At 70.5% G+C, this 23,640-nt stretch carries 25 protein-coding genes and 1 pseudogene; 10 read left to right on the forward strand and 16 right to left on the reverse strand.

Annotated elements, in window-relative coordinates; all coding sequences use genetic code 11:
- Positions 1 to 11: 11 nt before the first annotated feature.
- From OHA17_RS02680 to OHA17_RS02690, 3 genes are all read right to left on the reverse strand, one after another.
- Complete coding sequence (locus OHA17_RS02680; RefSeq protein WP_406503655.1) at positions 12 to 1,862, reverse strand: transketolase; 1,851 nt, start codon at positions 1,860 to 1,862, stop codon at positions 12 to 14.
- Positions 1,863 to 2,155: 293 nt separating this feature from the next.
- Positions 2,156 to 2,560 carry a hypothetical protein gene (locus OHA17_RS02685; RefSeq protein ID WP_406503657.1) on the reverse strand — a complete coding sequence of 135 codons (405 nt, stop codon included), beginning with the start codon at positions 2,558 to 2,560 and terminating at the stop codon, positions 2,156 to 2,158.
- A gap of 451 nt (positions 2,561 to 3,011) precedes the next feature.
- Positions 3,012 to 3,422, reverse strand: coding sequence for an HTH domain-containing protein (locus tag OHA17_RS02690; RefSeq protein WP_406503659.1), 411 nt, complete (start codon positions 3,420 to 3,422; stop codon positions 3,012 to 3,014).
- On the opposite strand from OHA17_RS02690, the gene OHA17_RS02695 reads away from it, so the two are divergent.
- The 5 genes and pseudogenes from OHA17_RS02695 to OHA17_RS02715 all read left to right on the forward strand — a co-directional run.
- Complete coding sequence (locus OHA17_RS02695) at positions 3,421 to 4,302, forward strand: NAD(P)H-binding protein (RefSeq protein ID WP_406503661.1); 882 nt, start codon at positions 3,421 to 3,423, stop codon at positions 4,300 to 4,302. The genes OHA17_RS02690 and OHA17_RS02695 overlap by 2 nt on opposite strands.
- A gap of 143 nt (positions 4,303 to 4,445) precedes the next feature.
- Entirely contained in the window at positions 4,446 to 5,195 is a 750-nt protein-coding gene (locus OHA17_RS02700) for an SDR family oxidoreductase (RefSeq protein WP_406503663.1), read from the forward strand.
- 442 nt (positions 5,196 to 5,637) lie between these two features.
- Positions 5,638 to 6,580, forward strand: a protein-coding gene (locus OHA17_RS02705) for an IS5 family transposase (RefSeq protein ID WP_406503664.1) whose coding sequence is annotated in 2 segments (ribosomal slippage) — positions 5,638 to 6,021 and positions 6,023 to 6,580 — 942 coding nt in all. Because the reading frame shifts where the segments join, the coding sequence is not laid out codon by codon here.
- An 8-nt stretch (positions 6,581 to 6,588) separates the two neighbouring features.
- Entirely contained in the window at positions 6,589 to 7,038 is a 450-nt protein-coding gene (locus OHA17_RS02710) for a lamin tail domain-containing protein (protein WP_406503666.1), read from the forward strand.
- Between the two features lie 12 nt (positions 7,039 to 7,050).
- Positions 7,051 to 7,545, forward strand: a pseudogene (locus OHA17_RS02715) (LysR family substrate-binding domain-containing protein); the annotation flags it as partial.
- 75 nt (positions 7,546 to 7,620) lie between these two features.
- Here the strand turns inward: OHA17_RS02715 and OHA17_RS02720 are convergent.
- Positions 7,621 to 7,839 (reverse strand): RICIN domain-containing protein, encoded by a 219-nt coding sequence (locus OHA17_RS02720; RefSeq protein WP_406503668.1) that lies wholly within the window; start codon positions 7,837 to 7,839, stop codon positions 7,621 to 7,623.
- Positions 7,840 to 7,845: 6 nt separating this feature from the next.
- Positions 7,846 to 8,268 carry an RICIN domain-containing protein gene (locus tag OHA17_RS02725; RefSeq protein WP_406503670.1) on the reverse strand — a complete coding sequence of 141 codons (423 nt, stop codon included), beginning with the start codon at positions 8,266 to 8,268 and terminating at the stop codon, positions 7,846 to 7,848.
- Positions 8,269 to 8,496: 228 nt separating this feature from the next.
- Between OHA17_RS02725 and OHA17_RS02730 the strand changes: the two genes are divergently transcribed.
- On the forward strand, positions 8,497 to 9,324 hold the full coding sequence (locus OHA17_RS02730) for a winged helix-turn-helix domain-containing protein (RefSeq protein ID WP_406503672.1): 828 nt from the start codon (positions 8,497 to 8,499) through the stop codon (positions 9,322 to 9,324).
- A 92-nt stretch (positions 9,325 to 9,416) separates the two neighbouring features.
- Here the strand turns inward: OHA17_RS02730 and OHA17_RS02735 are convergent, their stop codons facing one another.
- Together OHA17_RS02735 and OHA17_RS02740 are read right to left on the reverse strand one after the other, a co-directional pair.
- On the reverse strand, positions 9,417 to 10,400 hold the full coding sequence (locus OHA17_RS02735) for a VOC family protein (RefSeq protein WP_406503674.1): 984 nt from the start codon (positions 10,398 to 10,400) through the stop codon (positions 9,417 to 9,419).
- The gene (locus OHA17_RS02740; RefSeq protein ID WP_406503676.1) at positions 10,400 to 11,293 is read right to left on the reverse strand and encodes a ketopantoate reductase family protein; all 894 of its coding nucleotides are present in this window, start codon (positions 11,291 to 11,293) and stop codon (positions 10,400 to 10,402) included. Before OHA17_RS02740 ends, OHA17_RS02735 begins: the two co-directional genes overlap by 1 nt.
- Positions 11,294 to 11,515: 222 nt before the next feature.
- Between OHA17_RS02740 and OHA17_RS02745 the strand changes: the two genes are divergently transcribed.
- On the forward strand, positions 11,516 to 12,415 hold the full coding sequence (locus tag OHA17_RS02745) for a LysR family transcriptional regulator (RefSeq protein WP_406503677.1): 900 nt from the start codon (positions 11,516 to 11,518) through the stop codon (positions 12,413 to 12,415).
- A gap of 28 nt (positions 12,416 to 12,443) precedes the next feature.
- Here the strand turns inward: OHA17_RS02745 and OHA17_RS02750 are convergent, their stop codons facing one another.
- Positions 12,444 to 13,043 (reverse strand): maleylpyruvate isomerase N-terminal domain-containing protein, encoded by a 600-nt coding sequence (locus OHA17_RS02750; protein WP_406503679.1) that lies wholly within the window; start codon positions 13,041 to 13,043, stop codon positions 12,444 to 12,446.
- A 333-nt stretch (positions 13,044 to 13,376) separates the two neighbouring features.
- On the opposite strand from OHA17_RS02750, the gene OHA17_RS02755 reads away from it, so the two are divergent.
- Positions 13,377 to 13,892 carry a hypothetical protein gene (locus OHA17_RS02755; protein ID WP_406503681.1) on the forward strand — a complete coding sequence of 172 codons (516 nt, stop codon included), beginning with the start codon at positions 13,377 to 13,379 and terminating at the stop codon, positions 13,890 to 13,892.
- Between the two features lie 115 nt (positions 13,893 to 14,007).
- Here the strand turns inward: OHA17_RS02755 and OHA17_RS02760 are convergent, their stop codons facing one another.
- From OHA17_RS02760 to OHA17_RS02785, 6 genes are all read right to left on the reverse strand, one after another.
- Entirely contained in the window at positions 14,008 to 14,556 is a 549-nt protein-coding gene (locus tag OHA17_RS02760; RefSeq protein ID WP_406503683.1) for a hypothetical protein, read from the reverse strand.
- Positions 14,557 to 15,996, reverse strand: coding sequence for an ATP-binding protein (locus tag OHA17_RS02765; protein WP_406503685.1), 1,440 nt, complete (start codon positions 15,994 to 15,996; stop codon positions 14,557 to 14,559).
- A complete protein-coding gene (locus OHA17_RS02770) occupies positions 15,993 to 16,691 on the reverse strand; it encodes a response regulator (protein ID WP_406503687.1) in 699 nt (232 codons plus the stop codon). The genes OHA17_RS02765 and OHA17_RS02770 overlap by 4 nt, the downstream gene beginning before the upstream one ends.
- A gap of 141 nt (positions 16,692 to 16,832) precedes the next feature.
- Complete coding sequence (locus OHA17_RS02775) at positions 16,833 to 18,068, reverse strand: acyltransferase family protein (RefSeq protein ID WP_406503689.1); 1,236 nt, start codon at positions 18,066 to 18,068, stop codon at positions 16,833 to 16,835.
- A 9-nt stretch (positions 18,069 to 18,077) separates the two neighbouring features.
- Positions 18,078 to 18,821: an SGNH hydrolase domain-containing protein gene (locus OHA17_RS02780; protein ID WP_406503691.1), complete on the reverse strand. Its 744-nt coding sequence runs from the start codon at positions 18,819 to 18,821 to the stop codon at positions 18,078 to 18,080.
- Positions 18,822 to 19,077: 256 nt separating this feature from the next.
- Positions 19,078 to 20,346, reverse strand: coding sequence for an MFS transporter (locus tag OHA17_RS02785; protein WP_406503693.1), 1,269 nt, complete (start codon positions 20,344 to 20,346; stop codon positions 19,078 to 19,080).
- A gap of 96 nt (positions 20,347 to 20,442) precedes the next feature.
- Between OHA17_RS02785 and OHA17_RS02790 the strand changes: the two genes are divergently transcribed.
- On the forward strand, positions 20,443 to 20,820 hold the full coding sequence (locus OHA17_RS02790; protein ID WP_406503695.1) for an ArsR/SmtB family transcription factor: 378 nt from the start codon (positions 20,443 to 20,445) through the stop codon (positions 20,818 to 20,820).
- Positions 20,821 to 20,828: 8 nt separating this feature from the next.
- Here OHA17_RS02790 and OHA17_RS02795 read toward each other — a convergent pair whose 3' ends face one another.
- Positions 20,829 to 21,911 carry a hypothetical protein gene (locus OHA17_RS02795; RefSeq protein ID WP_406503697.1) on the reverse strand — a complete coding sequence of 361 codons (1,083 nt, stop codon included), beginning with the start codon at positions 21,909 to 21,911 and terminating at the stop codon, positions 20,829 to 20,831.
- Positions 21,912 to 22,106: 195 nt separating this feature from the next.
- Here OHA17_RS02795 and OHA17_RS02800 point away from each other — a divergent pair, with 195 nt between their 5' ends.
- Positions 22,107 to 22,469, forward strand: a complete 363-nt coding sequence (locus OHA17_RS02800) for a hypothetical protein (protein ID WP_406503699.1) — start codon at positions 22,107 to 22,109, stop codon at positions 22,467 to 22,469.
- A 136-nt stretch (positions 22,470 to 22,605) separates the two neighbouring features.
- Here OHA17_RS02800 and OHA17_RS02805 read toward each other — a convergent pair whose 3' ends face one another.
- Positions 22,606 to 23,634 (reverse strand): RimK family alpha-L-glutamate ligase, encoded by a 1,029-nt coding sequence (locus tag OHA17_RS02805; protein WP_406503701.1) that lies wholly within the window; start codon positions 23,632 to 23,634, stop codon positions 22,606 to 22,608.
- Between the last annotated feature and the right edge of the window lie 6 nt (positions 23,635 to 23,640).

Raw genomic sequence — 23,640 nt, forward strand, 5'->3', positions numbered from 1 at the left:
CCCACCCCGGCTCAACGCACGACCGCGCGCTCCACAAGCAGCCGTACCGCCGCCGCGATCGACTCGGCGTCGATGCCCGCAAGGTGCAGCTGCTCCTCGGGGCTCGCCGAGGCCGGCATGTGCTGGACGCCCAGGCGGACCAGGCGCGGCACCGGGCGGCCGTCGGTGAAGACCTCGGCCACCGCGTCGCCGATCCCGCCCTGCACCCGGTGGTCCTCGACGGTGACGAGGCATCCCGTCGCCTGGGCCGCCTCCCGGAGGGTCTCCGCGTCGGCCGGCTTCACCGAGTACAGGTCGATGATCCGTACGTCGACCTCCCGGTCCAGGAGCTCGCCCGCGCGCAGCGCCTCGTGGACGGTGATGCCTGCCGCCACGACCGTCACCCGGTCCCGGTCGCCGCGGCGGAGCACCTTGGAGCCGCCCGGCCGGAACTCCTCGTCGGGGCCGTAGATGACGGGAGTGCCGCCCCGGCTGGTGCGCAGGTAGCGCACCCCGGTCAACTCGGCCATCGTGGCGACCAGTTGGGCCGTCTGGTGGGCGTCGCACGGGTAGAGGACGGTGCTGCCGTGCACGGCCCGGAACATCGCGAGGTCCTCCAGGCCCATCTGCGACGGGCCGTCCTGGCCGATGGCGACCCCGGCGTGCGAGCCGACGAGGTTGATGCCGACCCGGCTCACAGCTGCCATCCGTACGAAGTCGTGCGCGCGGGTCAGGAAGGCTGCGAACGACGCGGCGAAGGGGACGTAGCCCCTGGCCTGGAGGCCCACCGCGGCCGCGACGAGCTGCTGCTCGGCGATGTAGCACTCGAAGAACCGCTCGGGGTGGGCCTTGGCGAAGAACTCCGTACGCGTGGAGTCGCCCACCTCGCCGTCGAGCGCCACCACGTCCTCGCGCGCCGAGCCGAGCGCGGCCAGTGCCTGTCCATAGGCGTCGCGGGTCGCCACCGAGTCACCTGCCTCGAAGCGCGGCAGGTCCAGCTGTCGGCCGGCCGGGTGCCGCCGGGCCGGGGCCGCGGGCGGCGGGGAGACCTCGACGCGGACGAACCGGGGGCCGCCGAGTTCCTCGATGGCGGCGTCCGCGTCCGGCAGCGGCTTGCCGTGCTGCCCTTCCCGGTCCTCGACCTGCGCGACGCCCCGGCCCTTGCGGGTGCGGGCGATGACGGCGCTGGGCTGCGAGCGCGTGGCCGACGCCTCGGCGAACGCCGCCTCCACCGCCTCGACGTCGTGCCCGTCGACCTCGATCGTGTGCCAGCCGAAGGCTTTGAGGCGGCGGGCGTACGCGTCGAGGTCCCAGCCGTGCCGGGTCGGCCCGCGCTGGCCGAGCCGGTTCACGTCGATGATCAGCGTCAGGTTGTCCAGGTGCTCGTACCCCGCGTGCTCGGCGGCCTCCCAGACCGACCCCTCGGCCATCTCGCTGTCGCCGGACAGCACCCACACCCGGTACGGCGCGTGTTCGAGCCGCTTGCCCGCCAGCGCCATGCCGACTCCGACCGGCAGCCCCTGACCGAGCGAGCCCGTCGCCACGTCCACCCAGGGCAGCCGGGGCGTGGGATGTCCCTCCAGGCGGCTGTCGCGGCGGCGGAACGTCAGGAGTTCCTCGTCGTCGACGACGCCCGCCGCCCGGTACATCGCGTACAGCAGCGGTGAGGCGTGGCCCTTGGAGAGGATCAGCCGGTCGTTCCCCGGGTGGTCGGGTTGGTCGAAGTCGTAGTGCAGATGGCGGGCGAGCAGGACCGCCGCCAGGTCCGCGGCGGACATCGAGGACGTCGGATGGCCCGAGTTCGCCGCGGCGGCGGCGCGCACCGTGTCCACCCTCAACTGCTGTCCCAGATCGGCGAGTTCGCGCACGGCTTCGCGTTGCATGTCACTCCTTGCGCTCGACGGCCCGTCGGGCGGACCTGCTGGCGCGTGCTGTCGGGCGTGGCCGGGAGCGGGGGCGGCGGCGCGCCTCCGGCGGCCACGCGGGCCGGAGACCGCTCACCGCGTCGGGTATCCCCGAGGGCCGAGCCCAAACGGTCACGCGCTGCCGCCAACCGGATCGGCGCGCCGGCGACCGGACCGGCCTTTCGTCACGCCCGCACCGGATCACCGCCGCGGGTTCGACGCCCCGAGCCTGCGGGGACGTGGCCAACAACCGGCTCAACTGGCATACGGCCTCACCAGCGGTCGATGCCCATCGTCTTCGCCGCACTGTGGATGGCGTCGTAGTGCGGGATCGACATGTCGGACTTCTTCTGCTTCGCCGGCAGGTTCCGGTCCGTGTGCCGGAACTCGTCGCGCGCGGCCGCGAGCAGGCTCGTGCCGTAGCTGACGGGCACGTCGTCCTTTCCGTGCACGGGATGCGACTTGGCCGCCGTCTGGCTCCCGGCCTTGGCCAGGATGCTCCGCGCCTGGTTGTACGCCGCGGGCTTGATCGTCTTCGGGTTGGCCGCCACGGCGTGGGCGCCGCTCACCGCGTGCGCACCGTCGGTGACGACGGCGGCGGAGGCGGGCGCGACGACCGAGGCCAGAGCGCCGACCGCCAACGCGGCGGCTATACCCGTACGGACGATGAACTGCATACGATTCCTCGCTCACTGGATGAAAAGCGTGCTGAACCTTGCAACAGGAAGCCTGCCGCATCCGGGCAAAAAGGGACGAGTGCCGCTGGCCGGATCCCGGTGGCCACTCCCCCGGCACGAGACGGCGAGAGCCGCACCCGCGCCTGCTCGGACGCGCCCGGCGTCAAAGCGCCGCAAGGTGACGCATCTGTCCGGATTCGGCGTCCCGCGCGGCGCGGCGGACTCGGCTTCCGCGTTCAGCGAGCCGTCGCCATGTACCCGCGCTGGCAAGGAAGTTGGGTACGTCACATGCATGGGTCGGCGAGTCGGGGGCACTCGGATCCCAAGCCCCCTCAGGGCCAGGTTCCCCCGGCGTGGCCCGGGCTCGCGGTCCCGCACATCCACACCTCTCCCGGATGTGCGGGACCGCTGTATGTCCCGCAACCTGAAGGCGGTCCCGGCTCGCGGAGCGCTACGGGGCAACCCACGTAGGCGGGGGCGTCCACCAGCTCAGCGGCGGCGAGTGCGGGGTGTGGCGGCGGGGTCGCGGGCGGTGGCGTGCAGGTGCTCCAGGGCGTCCAGCACGATGGTCCGCTCGTGCCAGGACAGCCACGCGCCGGCCTGCCGGCCGGTCTGTTCCAGGGCTGCGAGCTGGGCCGGTTGCAGGCCGACGCAGCCGCTGGGCGTCACGCCGTACGGTGCGCACGCTCGTGCCGAGCCGCTCGGCCAGGTCGGCGGCCGTCCACTCACCCCCCGACCGCAACAGGGTCAGGGCTCTGAGCACGGGGTCGAGGTCCATGCCGTCAGCCTTCCCTAAAAGGAGGACAGCTTCGGGCCCTTCTGCCTCTAGCGTGAACCGAGTCACCGAAGGAGAGGAAGCCATGCAGATCGCCGTCACAACGCCGACCGGCAACGTCGGCCGCCACGTCGTCGCCACACTGATCCGCGCAGGGATCCGCCCACGCGTCTTGTCGCGCCACCCCGACCGGCTGGCTCCCGAGGTCCGGGACCAGGTGGACGCCGTGCCGGTCGACCAGTACGACACCGACGCGGTGGCGGCCGCCACCGAAGGTATCGACGCCCTGTACTGGGTGAACCCGACCAGCGGCAGCGACGACCCCCTCGCCGACTGCGCCCGCGCCACCGGCAGCGTGGTCCACGCCGTCACCGCCAACGGGATCGGCCGCGTTGTTTTCCAGAGCAGCGTCGGAGCCGAGAAGCGTCACGGTGCTGGGGAGATCGACGGCCTGGCACACACCGAGACGGCGCTGGACGGCCTGGGCATCGATGTCACCCACCTCCGCTGCGGCTATTTCTTCACCAATCTCGAACCCCAACTCGCCGCCCTACGAGCCGGAGTTCTCCAGGTGATCCTTCCGCTCGACCACCCCATGGCCTGGGTCGCGCCCCGCGACATCGCCGAGGTGGCCGCCACCCGTCTCCTGTCCCCCGCCTGGTCCGGACGCCGCGTCCAAGCGGTGCACGGACCCGCCGACCTGACATGGCATCAGGTCGCTGCCGTCCTCACCGCCGCCACCGGCCGAAAGATCAGCGTCGAGCAGATCACGGACGATGCCATGCGCACGCAGCTCCGACAGGCCGGGATGTCGGAGGCGACGGTCGAAGCCGTGCTCGGAATGTCGACCGGCCTGCGCGAGGACTTCGTCCCCGAACAGCTCCGCACGATCCGGACGACCACCCCGACCACGCTCGCGGCGTGGGCCTACGACCATCTCCGGCCGCAGCTGATCAACGCGTCGTAGACGACCAACGCCCATCAGGCGCCGTTCGCGACGGCACCGACCACCCATGCCCCACAACAACCGCGGGACAGGCCCTAGACTTCCTGCCGGTCTGCCCGGCGATGGGTGACATCCCGGGGGGCTGCGGAGCGTGAGGAATCTCTGTGTCTTTGCTCGTCGACAAGGTCTGCGTCGTCAACGGTGCCGCCAGTACGATCGGCCGGGCGGTGGCCGACCGGTTCGCCCGGGAGGGCGCCTTCGTCATCGGCGTCGACAAGGACGACCACACGGTCGGCAACCACACGGTGCGGGCCGACCTGACCGACGAGTCCCAGGTCCAGGCGATGTACGACGATGTCGTGGACAGGTACGGCCGCCTCGACGTCATCTACAACAACATGGGGCTGATGGACCGCGGCGACCAGTCTGTGCTGGACACCAGCCTCCAGACCTGGCGCACAGTCCACGACGCGAACCTGACCAGCATCTTCCTGTCCTGCAAGCACGGGATCCCGCACCTCCTGAACACCGAACCGTCGGGCGGGTCCGTCATCAACTCCGCGTCGTTCCTGGCCGCCGTCGGGTCGGCCACGGCCCCCATGGCGTACGCCGCCGCGAAAGCCGGCGTCGTTCAGCTGACCAGAGATCTTGGCGTCCATCTCGCGCGCAGCAAAGTGCGTGTCAACGCGGTGCTGTTCGGGCCCATCGAAACACCGGACCAGCGGGCGGTCTTCGATCGAAACCCTGGCGCTCTGGAGAAACGCCTGGTGCACTGGCCCATGGGGCGATTCGGCACGCTGGAGGAAGCCTCCGGAACGATCGCCTTTCTCGCCAGTGACGATTCCGGCTTCATTACCGCCACCGCGGTGCCGCTCGACGGCGGCATCACCGAAGCGTTCACCGTCCCGGAATGACCGCGCCCCGCACCCGGATCCCCTCCCGGAACACAAGCGGAAAAGCATCCGGAGCGAGGTGTCGGCGGGCTCACTGGGATCGCTCCCGATGCGAGATCAGGGTCAAGTGCCCGCGCCAGCACGCTCGTTGACCTTCGCGACACGGCCGCACCCGTCCCGCCCTGTGCGCCAAACGGTGGGCGCGCACCTGACACATGCACGCTGGGGCGTACACGCCACGGCCTCTGATGGTGTGTCACATTCTGTATTTGGTCACGCCGTGGGATGTCTCCGGGCGGACCGGCCCATCACGGGCCAGAGTGTGCGTGTCCGGTCGAACCAGTGCCGGGCCTCAGCACGATTCGGCACCTTCACGTCCAACGTAGGTGCCGTGAACTAGGCCGTTTCTGATGGCTCTTGGTTGGTTGGGTGGATCTCGTGGTTGGTCGGGCAGGACGCCCGTATGGTGCGGCGACACGAGCTCACGGACGCGCAGTGGCGGAAGATCGAACCCCTCATGCCCGGCAACGGCAAGCCGGGCGGGCAGTGGGCGGATCACCGCAGGGTGATCAACGGGGTGCTGTTCCGGGCCCGGACCGGGGTGCCCTGGCCTGACCTGCCGGAACGGTACGGTCCCTGGCAGACCGTCTACGAGCGTCATCGCCGCTGGTCGGCCGACGGCACCTGGAAGGCCGTCCTTCAGGAGTTACAGATCGAGGCGGATGCCGGCGACCCGGACGGGGCGCTTGCCCGCCAGGCGGACCGGCAGGAGTGGGCCGTGAACATCGACTCCACCTCCTGCCGGGCACATCAACACGCGGCCGGGGCGCCCCGCAAGCCTCCGGCCGACTACCCGAAAAAGGGGCGGGGTGCGTGAGGAGGGCGATGGACGCGAGGCGTTGGGGCGCTCACGGGGCGGGCTGACCAGCAAGGTCCATCTGCTCTCCGACGACCGGGCTCGCCCGCTGCACTGGCTGACCTCGCCCGGTCAGCGGGGTGACAGCCCGATGTTCGCCCCGGTGCTGGACGGCTTACGCATCCGGCGCCGCGGCGCGGGTCGTCCGCGCAGCCGACCGGATCGGGTGCGCGGCGATAAGGCGTACTCCAGCCGTGACAACCGCGCCTACCTGCGGCGGCGCGGGATCAAGGCCACCATCGCGCAGCCCGATGACCAGCGGGCCCACCGCAAGCGCCGGGGACGAGCCGGTGGCCGGCCCCCGGCCTTCGACAAGGCCCAGTACCGCCGTCGCAACGCAGTCGAGCGGTGCGTGAACAAGTGGAAGCAGTTCCGCGCAGTGGCCACCCGGTATGACAAACGCGACTACATCTTCAACGGCACCCTGACCGTCACCGCGATCGTCATCTGGCTTCGCGACATCGTCCAAGAGCCATCAGAAACGGCCTAGGGGTTCACATGTCTCCTCGCATCACCCGTACCGTGGCGCTCACCCTGGCCGCCGCCGGCCTCGCCGCGGCGGCCGCCGCCCCCGCCGGCGCCACCGTCCGGCCCACCCCGCGCCACCAGATCATGCTCGGGGCGATCCAGTACGACAGCCCGGGCAAGGACGACCACTCCCAGCGGAGCCTCAACGCCGAGTGGGTCACTGTCACCAACACCGGCCGCACCCCCGTGGACCTCAAGGGCTGGACGCTCACCGACCGCGCCCACATCACGTACACCTTCCGCAGCCTGCGCCTGGCCGGACACCAGTCGGTCAAGGTCCACACCGGCAAGGGCCGCGACACCAACCGTGACGTCTACCAGGACCGCCGCGACTACGCCTGGGACAACCACGCGGGCACCGCGACCCTGCGCGACCACCACCACCGCACCATTGACGCCAAGTCCTGGCGGCACCGCTAACCACCGCCGCGCGAGGGGACCATCGACATCGGCCTGCTGCGCGAGCCACCCGCCGACGACGCGGAACTCGGTTTCGCCACCGTGCTGACCGAGCGCTTCGTGGCCGTGCTGCCGTCCGCGCACCCCCTTGCGGCCCAACGGGCCGTCCGCGTCGAGCAGTTGGCGGGCTCAGCCTTCGTACTGCTGCCCCGTTCCGTCGGTCCGCCCCTGTACGACCGGATCACCGACTTGTGCACCGCGGCGGGCTTTACTCCGCACGTGGTTCAGCACGCCGTGGAATGGCAGACCGTCTGCGCCCTGGTGGAAACCGGCCTGGGTGTGTCACTCGCCCCGGAGAGCATCCGGCGCATCCGCCTCAAAGGCGTCGCCTTCCGCAAGATCGAGCCCGGCACCGCCCGCACACGAGTCGCCGTCGTCTGGCGCAGGAACGACCCGAACCCGCTGGTCGCGCGCCTCCTCGCCATGCTCGACGAAGGCCTGCTGGGCAGATCCGCGCCGCGCTACTAACCGGAGGGGAGCCAGGGCACGCGGATGGCCGTGGTGCGGCGGAGTAAGCGCCGCACCACGGCCGGATGCGTCCGCTTACGGGATCGTCCAGTGGTGGTCGTCGTTGTCGCTGCAGTAGTACAGCGTGAGCCGGGCGTTGTCGCCCCCGGTGCGTACCCCGTCGACGTCGAGGCACAGGCCGCTGGCGACGTTGACGAGCCAGAAGCCTCCGGAGCGATTGACGAGGGCATAGAGCTGGTTGTCGCCGGTCGTCTGGTTGCAGTAGTACTCGCTGACTTTGGTGCCGGCGTTCACGCTGCCTTAGTTCGGCACGTCGAGGCACAGGTTGTCCTTGACGTTGCGGAGGTTGTAGAGCGGGTAGCCGTTGGAACTGTCCCCCACGTAGTCCCAGTAGAACAGCTGGTTGTCGCCGGATGATCCGTTGCACGTGTATTCGTTGACGGGCCCGTTGACCGTGCCGGCACCGTAGCCGGGAATGTCGATGCACTTGCCGGTGACGACGTTCTTGACGAGGTAGAGCCCGTAGGTGGTGGCGGCAGGCGTGACATGCTGCGCGGCGCGGGGCAGGGCGGTCGTCTTGGTCGGGGACGCGATCCGTACCGGGGTGGAGGTGAGGGCCGCCGGACCGGCGGAGTCCGCCCGAGCGGGGGCGGCGGTGAAGGCGAGCGCAAGCAGCGTGACGCCGGCGCAGAGCGTGCCGATGAGCCGTCTGGTGGGTTTCATGGTTCGTCCTTGTCTCTGTTGGTGGATCTGCCTTCCCGTGTCTCGGCGGTGAGTAAGTCGTGAGCCGTGCCACGTTCTCCCTGCAGCGCCGCACCGTGGCGAGTACGCATCTTTTCGGTTGCGTGCGCCCCCCCAGTAGCTTTCATCGTGTACGCGCAAAAGCCCTGATGAAGGCGTCAAGTGCACAGGGGGCCAACCTTGATACGGATTCATCTCGGGGCCGAGGGCTTGGGCAACGTCAGTGTCCGCGCCCTCCCGGACTTCGACGCCGAGCTGGCGGCGGCCGGCAGGGCTCACGCGCGCGGCGGGCACCCCCGGGACGCCGTGGCGCAGCTCTACTCGCGGAGCACCTCTCCAGATCTCGCCGAAGGCGTCAGCCGCCTGTACCTCTCCCACCTGTTCGCCCGCCGCAGCCCCACGCCCTTCACGAAAGCCCTCGCCGAGGGCGACGAGCGGGCCGGCAGCGTCCTGGCCCACGCCATTGACCAGCTGCGCAGCACCGTCATCGAGCCGCATCAGTCGAGCATCCGATCCGCGGTCGCCGCCCGAGCCGTCGGTCTGTCCCAGATCTACGTCGGCAGCGGAGCCTCGGCGATGCTCCAGCATGTCGGACACGGAATCAGGCTCCGCCGCGGCGTCCTTGAACTACCGACGGCCTTCGATACGGACCTTGAACTCGGCCGGGCATCCCTTCAGATCCAGGCAGTGGCCCTCAGCCGACAAGTCACCCTGGCCGAGCCCGCCGGCGATCTCCTGACCATCCGGATCCCCGCCGGAACCGCCCCGCGAACCGAACCGGGACACATGGCAGCCCTGCAATCCCTGCTCGGCACAGGCAGGGCGGAAGCACTCGCGAGCATCGTCATCTCCGGAGGACTCACCGGCCGACAACTGGCCTCCCTGCTCGGCGTATCGAACGCCGCGGCGAGTCGGCACGCCGCGGTCTTACGGCGTGGCGGCTTGATCCAGACCATGCGGAGAGGGCAGTGCGTCGCGCACGTCGCCACACCCCTCGGCTACCGCCTGGCACAGCCAGAAACCGCCACCGGGCCGTGATCGCCTCCCTGGTGTGATGCGCCGGAGACGAGAGGCGAAGGGGATACCGATCCTGTTGCGGGCCGTTGCATCCGGTGCCCCGCGTTCTGTGCCTACGGGCGCGGGTGGTCTTCCTCGTCGTACGTGCTGATCTCGATCAGGTTGCCGTCCGGGTCGCGCAGATATGTGCTGGTGATCGGCCCCCGGGCTCCGGTGCGCGGTACTGGGCCTTCTTCCACGGGCACTCCGTTGGCGGCGAGGGCGGCCAGTATCTGGTCGTGCGGTGTGCCGGTGAGCAGGCACAAGTCGGCGCTGCCCGGGGTGGGGCGGGTGGCGTGCGGGAGGAGTTCGTGGTCGGCCCGATGGAGGTTGATCTTGCTGGTGCCGAACGACAGGGCGTGGCGGCCGTCGCCGAAGGTGACCGGGCGCATGCCCAGGACGCGTTTGTAGAAGTCGATCGTTCGGTCGAGGTCGGCGACGGTCAGGACCAGGTGGTCCAGGGCGGTGATCCGGATCGCCGGCCCCGCGTCGGGGGCGTACCGGCCGAGCGTTCGCACACAGGCGTCCCATGCCGCGGTGGAGAGCAAGTCGCGCGAGGCGGTGAACAGCCGGTGTAGGGCGGGTCCATGGCGGTCCGCGAGCTCGGCGTTGTGCGTCAGGACGTCGAGTTCGTTGGCGGCCGTCACTTCGAGGAAGGCGCGTGCGTCCGGCCCGGGCAGGAGGTGGTCACGGCCGGTGAAGCGGTCGCGGAAGAGCACCGGGCGCCCGCTCCCCAGTCTGGGATGGACGACGCCGCGGTCACAGCTCGCGTACAGATGGACCCATGCCTCGGCCCGTTCGCCGATCAGCTCGACGAGGAGGGCGCGCTCGGAGGTGTCCGCCAGAGCTTGGGCGAATCCGTCGGTTCCGTACACCGCGTGGCACAGCCCCGCGGCCCGCAGGTCCGGATCCGCACCCCACTCGCCCAGGAGGCGGGCGACGCGGATCAAGTGGTCCAGGAGCGTTCCGCCGGGGTGGTGCGTCTCGGCGGCGCCTCGGGCGCGCAGGAACTCCTCGACGGCGGGCCAGTTCTCGGCCGAGGAATCGACCGGCGGCATCATGCCTCCCGGTTCGACTGGCGAGCCACCTCTGCGACCAGCCGGGCCGTGGCCGGGGTCTCGATCCCGTGGGCGGCTCCGGCGCGCAGGACCGCCCCACCGATGGCATCGAGTTCGAGCGGGCGGCCTGCCTCGGCGTCGCGCTGCATCGAGGACTTCATCGCGTGCGGGGCCCGGTCGAAGAACGAGAGCACGGTGTCAGTCGTCACCGGTGTGCCCGCGGCCCGCGCCACGGCGGTGATTTCGTCGACCACGGCGAGGAGTTCCGGGCGCCTGTCGGTGCGGACGGTTCCGACATCGGTCCGGTACCGGGTGGTCAGCAGGGCGAACGGGGCGAGGAAGGCAAGCTTGTCCCAGAGCATCGCGGTCTCATCGGTGCGCAGCGTCACACCGAGGCCGGCGTGCCGCAACCGGGCCGCGAACTCGTCGAGCGGCGCTGCCAGTTCGAGGTGGGCGAAGGGACTCGTGTGGCTGATGCGCCCCGGTGCGGTGCGGGTGGCCTCGACCTTGATCGTGCCTGCCACGACCTTCGCGGCCGGGTAGCGTTCGCGCAGCACGGCCAGGTGGTCGAGGCCGTTGAGCAGCGGGATCACGAGCGCGTCGCCGAGGACAGCGGCCGGTACACGGTCGAGCGCCTGGTCCAGCGCGGTCTGCTTGACCGTCACGACGACGGCGTCCACCGGCTCCCGCAACTGGGTGTCGGCCTTCACTCCCGCGGTGAAGTTCCCGTACTGCGTGCTCTCGACGCGCAGCCCGTCCCGGTTCAGCGCGGCGGCGGTCTCCTCCCCGGCGACGCAGATGACGCGGTGTCCGGCACGGGCGAGCAGCGCGCCGATCAGGCCTCCGACGCCGCCCGGTCCGAGGATGGCCACCGTCAGATTGGTTGTGGTCACGTGCGCTCCTGTCGTCCTTGAGAGACCTGTGCGGCGGGACCGAGGTGCTCAGCCCGTCGGCGGGAGGCGGGTCGGCACCCGCCCGGCGTTCCACCGTTCCGGATCGGCGGAGACGACGGGCGGGTTGCCGCCCTGGGCCCTGCATCGATGATCAAGCATCCCGGAAACCCAAGTCAATCCACGGGTTTGCTGCCAAATACCCAAGCGATAGCTTGGGTCACCGTGACTCTTGACGATCTTCGTGTCTTCACCGCGGTCTGCCGGGCCGGCTCCCTGAGCGCGGCCGCCCGCGACTTGTCCTGTACGCAGTCCGCGGTCAGCCAGCATGTGAAGCGGCTTGAGCGGGAGCTGGGCCTGAGCCTGCTCGAACGGCACACGCGTGGCGTGGTGCCGACGCCGGCCGGGCGCATGCTGAACGCGGCGGTCACCGAGGGCCTGGGCTGCATCGACCACGCGCTGCGCCGAATAGAGGAGGCGGCACGCGCGGAGGGCGGTTCGGTCCGGGTCACGACGGGAGCCACGACCGTACGGCACTTCATGTCGGCGGCCGTCGTCGACTTCCGGCGGCGTTTTCCCCGGGCCAGCCTCGAATTCCAGACCGAGACCTCCAGTCGCGGCTGCTTCGACGCGCTCGCCGCGGGCGGCGTCGACCTCGCGTGGATCACCCTGCGGCCCGCGACGCGCGCCATCGAGCAGCATCCCGTCGTCGAGCTTCCCTGGTCGCTCGCCGTCTCGGCCACCGATCCGCTGGCAGCCAAGGCCTCCCTGGAACCGGCCGATCTCCAGGACGCCCGGCTCATCGGGCTCCCGGAGAACTCGACCTCGCGCCTCCAACTCAGTGCCTGGCTCGCGGAATCCGGGGTCCGGCCGGTGTTCGACACCAGCGTCACCGACTGGGACACCGCGATCCTGCTGGCCGAACTGGGCCTGGGCCACGCCGTCGTCCCGGCCCTGCCCGCCTGGAGCGGCCCCGGCCACCCCGATCTGCGGCTGATCCCGATCCCCGCGCTCCCGGCGCTCACGGCGGGCTGGGCGGTGCGCCGCTGGGACGACCTCTCCCCGCTGGCCCACGCGTTCGCCGAGCTGGTCGCGCACCATTGCGGCGCGCAGTCCGTCCTTTGATGGACGCCGATGGGGGCGGCTGCGTCGTTCAGCCCCAGCCGGGTACCGGTGGGAGCGGCCACCTCGGCGGGACCGGCAACGGAAGGTCCGAGCGGAGCCACGATGCTCCGCCGCGTCCCGCGAGCCAGGCGAGCAGGGCGTGGCCGCTGCCACTGACGCGGGGGCCGGTCGCGGACAGCGTCCAGGTCCGGGCGAGGTCCTCGGCGTCGGCGCGGGCGAGGGTCAGCAGCCGGTGGTAGGCGTCGGCGCTGCGGGCGAGGTGGGTGACGACATGGCCACGACTCCAGCCCGTCAACAATGAGGGCCGGCCGGCCTGTTGGTCGGTCAGCGAGGCGAGCGTGGCACCGAGACGGGCGGAACCGCGGACGCCGTCCAGGACGCGAGCCACGTCGGGCGCGGCGGTGGCGATGTCGTCGGACACGGGTTCGTACTCGTCCCGGCTCAGGTCCGCCCCGACGGCCGCGATCGTGTCGCCCTCGACGAGCGGATCGGCGCGGTTCAGGACACCGAGTTCAGGATCCGAGGTGACGATGGTCGCGCCGGTGAAGAGGATGCGTCGGCGTGGATCGCTATCCTGCCGCCGGATCTCTTCGAGGACGGCGGCGCTGGTGGTGTCGGCGGTGGTCATGGGGAGGTCCTGTTCCTCGGGCGGGGGAGCCGCGTGTGCAGGCTCGGCTGGCCCCAAGCTTCGTACCGCCCTCGGCCAGCAACCAGGATCCGGTCCGCCTGGGTGCGGCACACCCGGGCTCGCCCCACGTCCGATGCGCTGGCCCGTCGGGTGAAGTACGCGCACCACCCCCGGATGTGGGCCGCACGCTCTACGGCCACGTACTGGCGGGAAATGCCCCTCACGGAGTGGGCGTGCTGCTGGTGTTCGACGGCTCCCGCAGCGCTCGGAGATGGCCTGCCTGGCTCGTGGCCGCACGGCTGCGCGGATCACGGACCGCGATAAAGTCCCCGCATGTCAGACGCGTTGGCAACAGCGATAACCGCGGCGGCGGGCCTCGGCGGGGCGCTCCTCGGCGCGGTGCTTCCGCAGCGTTTCAATGCCCGCGAACGGGCCGCGGAGGCCGAACTCGCCGATCGCAGGCGGTCGTTCGAGGAGCGCCGAGCGGCGTACACAGCCATGAACCGCGCCTCAGAGCAGTTCCACACCCTCCTCAAGGACGCCCTGCACCGCATGCGCGACAGCGTGTACACCGAGGAGGACCGTACCCGTCTCGAAGAGTCCCGCAGGGAGTACCGCGACCGCTATGCGGCAGCCCAGATGATCGTCCCGCTGCGGATCATGGAGGCGTCGCGGGAACTCAACAAGGTGCTCGCGGAGGTCGACGCGGCGGCCAAGCGGATCGATCGTGGCCTCGCGCGTGACGGGGAGACCGCCGAGCACCTGCTCGTCGAGGCGAGACGGGCAGAGCCCCGGCTCGTGACGATGCGGACACTGATGCGAGAGGACCTCGGGATCCGGGACGAATGACGCCGGTCGTCAGCGACGGGTGTTCTGTGAGTCGGGCAGGAGTGCCAGCAATAGGCGGGGTATTTCGGCGGCAACCCCTCAGAGCCCGGCGGGCGCGCGCTCGGGACGTCCGTGGTCAGGGACCCGTCTCAGACGGGTTCGGCACCGGAAGGACGTTGCCCGCCGCGTTGCACCGTACGGTCCAGATGCCCGGCGTGCCCGCCTCGTGGACCCGTACGTCCACGGCGGGTGGCTGCTTGCCGCCGGGTACTTCGGCGTTGGCGGCGGTGCAGACGAGCTGGGTGACTCCCAGGCCGCCGCCGTTCATCTTCGCCACCGGGACCGGAAGGTAGAGGTCCACCGCCCCGGACTCGGCCGTCGCGGTCGGGCGGCCCGGCATCGGGGGGACCTCGGTGATCAGGCCGCGGGCCCGTTCGGCCGCGTCCGGGCCCGCGAGCAGGAGATCAAGGGCCTGCTGTGGGCCGGCCGGGGAACTGACGCGGCGGGCCACGGCCTGGACGCCGAAGGGGCTGACGAAGTACAGCTGCGCGTAGGCGGCCACGCTGCCCGGTTCGCGCAGGCCCGACGCGGGCGGACCGGCCGCTGCCGGGCCGGTGGTTCCGATGCCGCAGCCCGTGAGGGCGGCCATCAGCACGGCCGATGCACAGACGAGGTGGCGTTTCATTTACGGCTCCTCACCCAGTGTCGCGATCGGCAGGATCACGGTGAACACCGCACCTGCGCCTGGGTAGTTGGCGGCAGTGAGGGTGCCGCGGTGCAGGCGTACGTTCTCCGCGGCGATGGCGAGGCCGAGGCCGCTGCCCTCGGAGCGGGTCCGCGCGGCGTCGCCCTTGTAGAAGCGGTCGAAGACGTGTGGGAGGACGTCCTCGGGCATGCCGGGGCCCCGGTCGACGATCTCGATCACCAAGCTCTCGTCCGTGACGCGTGCCCGGACCGTGACGGGTGGTGCGCCGTGCCGCAGGGCGTTGGCGATCAGGTTGGCCAGCACGACGTCGATGCGGCGGGCATCGACCCGTACGCGCTCGTCGTGTTCCGGAAGGTCGGTGACGACCTCCTCCGGCTCGCGCCAGCCGCGTAGATCGAGCGTCTTGTGGACGAGGGTGCGCGGGCTGACGTCGTCGAGGTGGAGGGCGGCGGCGCCCGCGTCGAAGCGGGAGATCTCCATCAGGTCCTCGACCATGCGGGCGAGTTTGCGGGTCTCATCGCTGATGAGGAGCACCGCGTCGGCGGTGTCCGGGGGCAGTTGGCCGGAGTGGGCGTCCTCGTCGAGCGCGTCGGTGACGGCGGCCATCGCGGCGAGCGGGGTGCGCAGTTCGTGGGAGACGTCGGCGGCGAACCGGCGGGCGTTCGCCTCCATGCGGCGCAGTTCCGCGTCGTCCCGCTCCAGCGCCGTGGCCATGGTGTTGAAGGTGCCGGTCAGTTCGGCGAGTTCGTCCTTGCCCGTGACGTCGAGCCGCGTGTCGAGCGCGCCGGAGGTGATCTTCTCCGCGGCCGTACGCAGTTGGCGTACGGGGCGCAGCACGCGGCGGGCGGCGAACAGGGCCGGGACGGTGGCGAGGGCGAGCGCCGGGATGGCGCCGGCCCAGGCCGCGGTGATCAGGGCGGAGATGTCGGCCTGCTCGGCGCGCAGGGTGAGCGCGGCGTAGACGACGAGGCCCGACGGTTTCCCGGCCGCCGCGCCCCGGGTGTCGTAATTGACGGGCATGGCGATGAGCAGGCGCGGGCCCGCGGTGCGCTCGCACACCGTGGTGTTGTCCCGGCGGGCCGCGGTGCGCAGGGAGGTGCTGATGGGGCTTGCGGTGCCGATGGGCGGCCCGTCGTTCCGGGACACCGCGGTGTTCCAGCCGCGTGAGCCGCCTACCCGGTCCAGCTGTTGCGTGAGGCCCCGCAGGTCGGTGTCCGTGGGCTCGGCCGGCAGGTTCGGGGCGAGCGAGTCGACCTGGAGCCGCAGGTCGTGCACGGCCGCGCTCTGGGTGCGCTGGAGGATTCCGCTGCGGGCCTGGCGGAAGGTGAGGGCCGCGGTGATCAGTGCGCTCAGCGCGGCGACCAGCAGGAACGCGACGACCAGGCGCGTGCGCAGACCCCGTGCCGGCGCGAGTTTCACGCGGGCACCGGGCCGAAGCGGTAACCGAAGCCCCGCACGGTCTGGACGTACACCGGGTGGCGCGGATCATCCTCGATCTTGGACCGCAGCCGCATCACACAGGCGTCGACCAGGCGGGCGTCGCCGTAGTAGCTGTGTTCCCAGACGTCTTCGAGGAGTTGGCGGCGACTGAAGGTCTGCTCCGGCGCGCCGCTGAGGAAGAGCAGCAACTTCAGCTCGGACGGGGCCAGTTGGAGAACTCCGTCGCCCTTGCGGACGCTCAGCGCGCTGCGGTCGATCTCCAGGTCTCCGACCACCGTCGGTCCCGCCTGTACGTCTGTGTCGGCCTGCGAGGGGGCGATCCGGCGCAGCACCGCCCGCATCCGCGCCTCGATGAGCGCACCGCTGGCGGGCTTCACCACATAGTCGTCGGCGCCCGCTTCGAGCCCGACCACGACGTCCATGTCGTCGCCGCGCGCGGAGAGGATCACGATGGGGAGCTGGCTGGTCTCGCGGATGCGGCGGCACACCTCCAGGCCGTTCATGCCCGGCAGCATGAGGTCGAGGAGCACGAGGTCCGGTTTGAAGGCGGCCAGGGCCTCCATGCCGTCCTCACCGGTGCCGACCGCCTCCGTGTCGTGCCCGTAGCGGCGCAGCCCCAGGACGACACCGCGGCGTACGGCCGGATCGTCCTCGATCAACAGCACGCGCGTCATGAACCGGGTCCTTTCCACGGGGCCAATGCGCATTCAAGGGAATAAAGGGAATAGCGGTACTAATACTGCCGCATCGCACCCACGGTGCCTGTCACTGCTGTCCCGGCGAAGCCCGACACCGTGACGGCTTGAGAGGTGTCCTCACCGCAGTTGCTGGATGTCGACGGTGCCCGCGCCCGGGGCCGGAACGGGGATCGACACCCACAGGGCGACCCCGATCACCGCCAGGGCGGCCACCGCGGCCGGGCCCCGGCGCCCTCGCGCCCAGCCCGAGCGGAACCGGACCGGGTCCTCGACGAGCCGTTTGGTCACCGCCGCGGCAGCGAGCGACACCGCGACGGCCGCCGCTGTGGCGCCCCACTTCCCCAGCCCCGACAACCGCGGCAGGAGCAGCAGATAGACGGGCCAGTGCCACAAGTACAGGCTGTAGGAGAGCTCTCCCAGTCGGCGTGGCAGGAGGCTCCCCGCGATCCGGGCCGCGCGGGTGCCGGGCACCTGCGCGATGACGGTGATCAGTACGGCGGCGGCCAGGGAGTGGAGGAAAAGGCCGCCTTTGAAGAGCAGCGGGGCCTTCTCGCCGTCGGTCACCGTCCAGGCCGTCGCGAGCCCGGCCACCAGAACCAGGCAGAGCGCGTCGGCCGCGCGGCTCGGCATCCTGGCGGCGAGATCCCGTACCGGTGCGGTCGCGGCCAGCGCGCCGAGCAGCAGGGCGACGGCCCGCGTGTCGGTTCCCTCGTACGCCCGGGTCGTGTCCACGGCGGCTCCGAGCGTGACCATCAGGGCGAGCGAGGCAAGGACGCCGAGGGCCGCCAGGGCCGCCACCGTGCGCCGGGCGTGTCTGCCCCAGGCGGCGATCACCAGCACCAGTGGCCAGAGCAGATAGAACTGCCACTCGACGGCGATGCTCCACAGGTGGGCGAAGACGCGGGTGTCGGAGGCGTTCCAGTAGCCGATCCGGTCGGTGATGTAGTGCCAGTTGACCGCCTGGGCCGCCACCCACGGCAGGTCGCCGAGTGCGAAACGGAGCTGCTCCGTGGTGCCGAGGACCCAGACCGCCGGCACGGTGACCACCACGACGACGACCAGTGCGGGCAGCAGACGCCGGGCCCGGCGTGCCCAGAAACCGGGGAGCGCCACCAGCCCACCGCCCTGAGCGGCAGCGAGCAGCAGCCCGGTGATCAGGAACCCCGACAGGACGAAGAAGAGGTCGACGCCGAGGAACCCGCCGCTCAGGTGCCCGGCGTGGAACAGCAGCACGGCCGCCACCGCGAAGCCGCGCAGCCCGTCGAGAGCGGCGATGTGCGCGTGGCCGCTGCCGCCGGGACGCGGGGAGCGGTGGCGGGCCGGCGCGGTGGACGCGAGAGGGAGAGCGGACATGGGAGCTCTTCAGCCGCCGCACTTGAGGTTGGCGTACCGGGCGTCGCCGGTCCACGAGCCCTTCGCCCACGCGTCCACGGGCGCGGCCTTGAACCCCGCCTGTGAGCCGAGCCGTTCGCTCAGCCACTTGGCGAAGGCGGCCGCCCCCTGCTGGCAGTTGTGGATACCGTCCGAGGAACGCTGGGCCTTGGCTGCGGCGGCATCGGTACCCCACAGGTGCGCGGAGTCGAGGAAGACGGCCGCCCCGCCGCTGTTCTTGGCGGCTTCCTCCGCCGCCTCGGGGGCGGTACGCATCTGGGGCTCGTGCTTCTTGTAGAAGTCGTCGATCTTGACGGGCGGAGCCGGTACGAGGACGAGCTTGGCTCCCGCGTCCTTGGCGGTCCTGGCGAGCTTCTCGTAGGCGGCGCGCTGCTTGTCCTGCGGGCCCCAGTCGTAGGTGGTGATCTGGTAGGCGATGACGGTGGGCTTGAACGACCCGATGTTGGCGGCCAGTTCCTTCCAGGTGTCCTCGGATATCTTGCCGGTGATCTCGTCGCCGCCGTCGACGACCGTGCCGCCGCCGTCGGACGAGGCGTCCTTGAAGTCCACGCCGCTGGCCTTCAGAGCCGCCCCCAGGGCCGGTGCCTCCGCGCCGGCGATGGAGTCACCCACCCACAGCACCTTCGCACCGCTGCCGGCCGCCCCCGCCGTCGTCGGTCCCACGGCGTCGGCGGTGCCCTGGCTGCCGCAGCCGACCAGAGCGACGCCGAGCACGGCAGCGGCGACGGCTGTTGTGCATACGGCGCGGAGAAGGTGTCGACGGGAAAGAAAGCGCCCGGTTGAACCGGAATGGTTGCTGTTCATGCCCCCAGCAAAACAGCGCCCCGGGGGCCACGGGCCGGTCGTCATCGTTCGCTCACACAACGCAAAAAGAGCTGTCAAAGAGCTGCCGGGCCTGCTGCGGCCCTGAGGCTTGACGACCGCCTGCACGCGGCACCGGCATGCCGTGCCTCCGCTTGCGGTGCGGAGCTCAGGCGGACTCGCGCACCCGGCGGCGGTTGGCGGCGACGACGAGTCCGCCGGCGACCGCCAGGGCCATCAGGACGGCGGCGAAAAGGGTGGCTCCCCTCGTCAGCCCCACCGCATCACTGAGATAGCCCGCCGACACCGGCAGCACACCGGCGAATACGTAACCACCGACATTGAGAGCCGCGTTGGCCTCCGCGAGGCGCTGGGACGGGACGGTGGAGTTGAGCAGGGACAGGCCGCCCAATTGACCCATGCCCTGGCCCGCACCGGCCAGCAGCGCGGAGGCGATGAGCACCGGGACGGACGAGGTGTGCACCGCGACGACGAGGGTGACCATGCTGAGGGTGGTGCTCGCGGCTCCGGCGGCCAGGATCGTGCGCCGGGAAAGTTTCTGGACCGCGAACTGCACACCGGTCGCGGTGAGGAACATGGCGAAGGCCATGGCTCCGGCCACCACCCGGCTGGTGGTTCCGAGCAGTCCGGACAGCAGGGACGGCCCGAGGGACAGCACGAAGGAGGTCGCCGTGATCCCGGGCGCGAACACGGCGATTCCCAGGGCGAGTTGAATGCCGGCGCCCTGCGGCACACCGGGAATACGCACCCAGCCGCCCCCAGAAGGCGCCTCGGGCCGACGTACGGGCATCCGTACGACTGCTGTGAGGGCGGTGATCAGCAGCGCCGCCTCGACGACGAAGACGGTGACGGTGGGGGCGGGCAGCGTCTCGGACAGGATTCCGGCCAGGAGCGGGCCGAGGCCGGCACCGAAGACCATGGCGCAGGAGGCCGGCAGGGCGGCACGGTGCTTGCGCTCCTGACCCGCCACATCGGTGACGGCCGCCATGCCGGCCGAGACGACGACCCCGACGGCGATACCGGTGAAGAGCCGGGCCACCACAAGGGCGACCACCGACGAGGCGGTCGCGAAGATCGCGCACGCCGCCAGCGCGAGAGCCAGGGCCGGCAGGAGGACGGGCTTACGGCCGAGCCGGTCGGACACCACGCCCGAGACCAGCAGGGAGCCGAGCAGGCCGACGATGTAGAACGCGAAGATCACGGTCAGGGTGCCTTTGGAGAACCCGATGTCGCGCTGCCACAGCACGTACAGCGGGGTCGCCGCGTTGGACAGGATGAACACGGCGGTCACGGGCCAGGCCGCCAGCCAGATCCACCGGGCGGGAGCCTGCGAAGCCGCCGCGAGCCGCCCTTGCGGCGCCTTGGCGCGCCGGTCCTCAACCACCGCGCTTGCAGGCATTGTCCGACTCTCCGACATGGTCGTCCCCTCCACCGAGTCCAGTACGAGATAAGTCGAACTTAGCATGCAGTACGATGAAAGTCGTACATAGGATTCGGATGCGAGGAGGAGCCCATGACATCGACGACGCGCCGGGCGGCCGCCATCAAGACCCCCGCGGAACCCGAGAGCCTCCCCCAGCCACTCGTCGAACCATCCGTCGACGACCTGCGCCTGGAAACCGTGCTCGGAGCGCTGAGCGACCCCCTGCGCCTGACCATCGTGCGCAAACTCCTCCTGGAGTCGGATCAGTTCGACCACCCCTGCGGCTGGTTCGGCATCGACCGCCCCAAGTCCTCCCTCACCCACCACTTCAAGGCACTGCGCGAGGCGGGCGTCACCAGACAGCGGCAGTACGGCCTCGAACGCCGCAGCCAGGTACGCGTCGACGACCTCAACGGGCGGTTCCCGGGGCTTCTCGATCTGGTCGCGGCGTGGCTGCCCCAGGGGTGATAGGGCCGTCAGCCGGTGCCGCTCTGAGGCATTCCGTGGCCGGCCGGCGCGCGCTGCACCTGGCGGCGTCCCATCTGGGCCGAGAGCACGTAGAGCAGTGCCAGGCTGATCAGCCAGCCGACCACCGCGGAGAACTGGTTGATCGTGAACTTGAACACCTGGCCCAGGAGCAGGTCCACGAGGAGCGCGGCACGCAGAGGGCGCAGCGCGGCGTTCCCGTCGCGGCGCAGCAGGGCCGTGCCACGTACGGCGAGTACGAGGGATGCCAGTGAGCAGGCGAGTGCTCCGGCGATCGCGGTCCACTGGGTCTCATCGGCGAGGTTGCCCGTGAGGCCGTCGGCGGCGACGGCGATCAGCAGGAGTGCCGCCTGAAGTGTCGCGCCCCACGCGGCGATGCGGACGAACCGCAGGTCTCCGGACACCCGGGCCACCAGCCACGCGCGTACGCGATGCGCCGCGTGGTGGTGCGGGCGAAGGTCCCGGGCCGGGCGCTCGGGGACCGCTTCGAGCAGGGCCGCCAGGGCCGTGTCGAGTTCGGTGGCCGGCACACCGGTGCCGCGCAGGCGGCGCAGCGCCTCGTCCCGTTCCTGCGGGGTGAGGCCGCGGAGAATGCCATTGAGTGCGGTTTCGGCGGCGACAGCCGAGCGGGTCGCGACGGGAGCCGCCTCCCGGTCCGTACGTTCGCGCCGCGTGGCCCACCAGGCGAGGCCGGTCAGCGCGACGAACGTCAGATAGATGATTCCCGCGGCGGGCCGGTAGAAGTAGCCGTCGACGGAGACCAGTTTGCCGACCTCGTCGATGAACAGGCCGAAACCGATGCCGCCGACCACTGCCCCGCTCTGCCGGGAGGCGACTCCGGTGAAGACGAGCATGACCAGCAGCCCCGCCAGCATCAGCAGCCCGCCCCACAACATGTGGGCGATGTGCAGCCCTCCCTTCCCGGCACCTCCCCCGAGCTTCGGGTAGTCGGCCAGCGAGAGGAACGCGCGGGTCACCAGGACGGTGAGGACGCCGACGAGAACGAAGAGCCGAAGGTGCGCCGCGGCGCTCGCGGTACGCAGGAATCCGTGGGTCACAGGCGTACGGGACATACTCCGAGCCTCGCCCATGCGCCCCGCCCGCTCCATGGGGCCAACACCCGTCTCTCCCACGGGCTGGCCCCCCTCGGCAGGGGTGTTGCCAAATGCGCAGGGGGGATGCACGTGCCACTGGTGTCTAGCCCTCTGCTGCGTTCCGCTGCCTCTGAAGGAGCGGAACCAGGACCGGTTGGGGAGCGTCCCAGGGGCATGCATAGAGGACTGCGGCACGCATCGGCAGGGCTGCTGGCTCTGGGCGTGGGCCTCACACTGTCCTGCTGCGACGGCCTCGCGGGCTCGGGGACGGCACGGCCCATCGACCGGACCGTCACCGTCCAGGGCCGAACGATCACCACGACCACAGAAGTCGGCGGATGCCAGTCGGCCCGGCTCACGGCGCACGAGAGCGGGAAGAGCGTCTCTCTCACGCTGAAGGTGAAGTCGACGAGGAAGAGTGGCGAGGCCTGTCCGGATTACATCGGCCTGAGGCCCGTGAGCACCACCTTGCGGCAGCCCGTCGGCTCACGTTCCCTGGTCGACGCCACGACGGGCAGCGCCCTGAACGCACGTTGACATCGGCCGTCGCGACAAGCGGGCGTGGTGTGGCGTGTTCGGCCGCCTCGCGCGGGCCGATGCGGACCTGACCCAGGTTTCGGCCGGCCCCAGAACCCGCGTCGCACCGCTTTCCCTTTCGTCCTGCCCATGAGGCCTACTGGTGTCCAGGCACCGGCCGCCCGACGAGCTTCCCCCCGGCCCGCAACGCCGCCAGCACCGTGTTCACCGCGTGTGAGGACTGGTCCTCGCCCGTCGCGCGGCGGTGGTAGTTCAAGCCTCCCGGGTTCTCCATGTTGATCTCGATCACGTAGGGGAAGGCGAGGTCGATTCCGCAGTAGTAGATTCCGTGGGCCATCATTCGCTTTCCGAGGAGGCGGACGAAATCCTCTTCCTCGGGGGTGAGTTGGAGTGCTTCGAAGCGAGCTCCTACCGAGGCGTTGGCGCGGTTGTCGTTGTCGCGGTGGAAGCGCAGGAATCCGGAGACCGGAGTGTCGCCGGCGATGATCACGCGCTTCTCGTTCGTCCGCACATTGGGGATGTATTCCTGTACCGCGGTGTGGCGTTTGGCCATGCCGATGATGTCCCGGCCGTAACTGATGTACCGCGACCCGGCGTTGCCCGTGGCGGAGCTCAGCAGTGCCGAGCGGTTGCGGTCCTTCTCGTTGACGACGTAGACGTCCGCGCCGCAGCCCTCGTTGGTCGGCTTGATGACCCACGAGCGGTCACTGTCGGAGCTGACGAGCCCGTTCAGGAAATCGAAGTCGTTCGACACGTAGGACACCGGGAGGTGCTCGGGCGGCACTACGGCGCCCAGGTTTATCTTCGAGTTCAAGTAGAACAGCGCCGTCGCGTCGTTCACGAACGGCACCCTCTGGTTGAGGAGCCAGATCAGCTGGAAGTAGTCCTTGCTCGACTCGGGGTGCGTGCCCGCGAGCACCCACACCAGATCGAAGTCCTCCGCCGACGCATAGGACTCACTCAGCGTCGGAAAGTCACCGCCCGCCGCGAATTCCCGCGACAGCTTGACCTGGTCGCACACGACCACGGAGTCATGGACGCACAGTGAATCTATGTCCCCGATGGACACCTCGTGCCCCTCGCGGTACAAGGCGCTCGGGATGATCGAGTGGTTGTCGAGTTTGAATTTGTACGCCTCTGACACCAGGACCAGGATCTTGTACACGGGGCT

The organism is Streptomyces sp. NBC_00212, from assembly GCF_045206365.1.
In the GTDB taxonomy this organism is placed as follows: Bacteria; Actinomycetota; Actinomycetes; order Streptomycetales; family Streptomycetaceae; genus Streptomyces.

Excerpts from the sequence above, each read along its gene's own strand:
- OHA17_RS02680 (WP_406503655.1), bottom strand. The coding sequence starts at position 1,862 with ATGCAACGCGAAGCCGTGCGCGAACTCGCCGATCTGGGACAGCAGTTG.
- OHA17_RS02685 (WP_406503657.1), bottom strand. The coding sequence starts at position 2,560 with ATGCAGTTCATCGTCCGTACGGGTATAGCCGCCGCGTTGGCGGTCGGC.
- OHA17_RS02695 (WP_406503661.1), top strand. The coding sequence starts at position 3,421 with ATGCAGATCGCCGTCACAACGCCGACCGGCAACGTCGGCCGCCACGTC.
- OHA17_RS02690 (WP_406503659.1), bottom strand. The coding sequence starts at position 3,422 with ATGGCTTCCTCTCCTTCGGTGACTCGGTTCACGCTAGAGGCAGAAGGG.
- OHA17_RS02710 (WP_406503666.1), top strand. The coding sequence starts at position 6,589 with ATGTCTCCTCGCATCACCCGTACCGTGGCGCTCACCCTGGCCGCCGCC.
- OHA17_RS02725 (WP_406503670.1), bottom strand. The coding sequence starts at position 8,268 with ATGAAACCCACCAGACGGCTCATCGGCACGCTCTGCGCCGGCGTCACG.
- OHA17_RS02735 (WP_406503674.1), bottom strand. The coding sequence starts at position 10,400 with ATGCCGCCGGTCGATTCCTCGGCCGAGAACTGGCCCGCCGTCGAGGAG.
- OHA17_RS02750 (WP_406503679.1), bottom strand. The coding sequence starts at position 13,043 with ATGACCACCGCCGACACCACCAGCGCCGCCGTCCTCGAAGAGATCCGG.
- OHA17_RS02755 (WP_406503681.1), top strand. The coding sequence starts at position 13,377 with ATGTCAGACGCGTTGGCAACAGCGATAACCGCGGCGGCGGGCCTCGGC.
- OHA17_RS02760 (WP_406503683.1), bottom strand. The coding sequence starts at position 14,556 with ATGAAACGCCACCTCGTCTGTGCATCGGCCGTGCTGATGGCCGCCCTC.
- OHA17_RS02770 (WP_406503687.1), bottom strand. The coding sequence starts at position 16,691 with ATGACGCGCGTGCTGTTGATCGAGGACGATCCGGCCGTACGCCGCGGT.
- OHA17_RS02775 (WP_406503689.1), bottom strand. The coding sequence starts at position 18,068 with ATGTCCGCTCTCCCTCTCGCGTCCACCGCGCCGGCCCGCCACCGCTCC.
- OHA17_RS02785 (WP_406503693.1), bottom strand. The coding sequence starts at position 20,346 with ATGTCGGAGAGTCGGACAATGCCTGCAAGCGCGGTGGTTGAGGACCGG.
- OHA17_RS02790 (WP_406503695.1), top strand. The coding sequence starts at position 20,443 with ATGACATCGACGACGCGCCGGGCGGCCGCCATCAAGACCCCCGCGGAA.
- OHA17_RS02795 (WP_406503697.1), bottom strand. The coding sequence starts at position 21,911 with ATGTCCCGTACGCCTGTGACCCACGGATTCCTGCGTACCGCGAGCGCC.
- OHA17_RS02800 (WP_406503699.1), top strand. The coding sequence starts at position 22,107 with ATGCATAGAGGACTGCGGCACGCATCGGCAGGGCTGCTGGCTCTGGGC.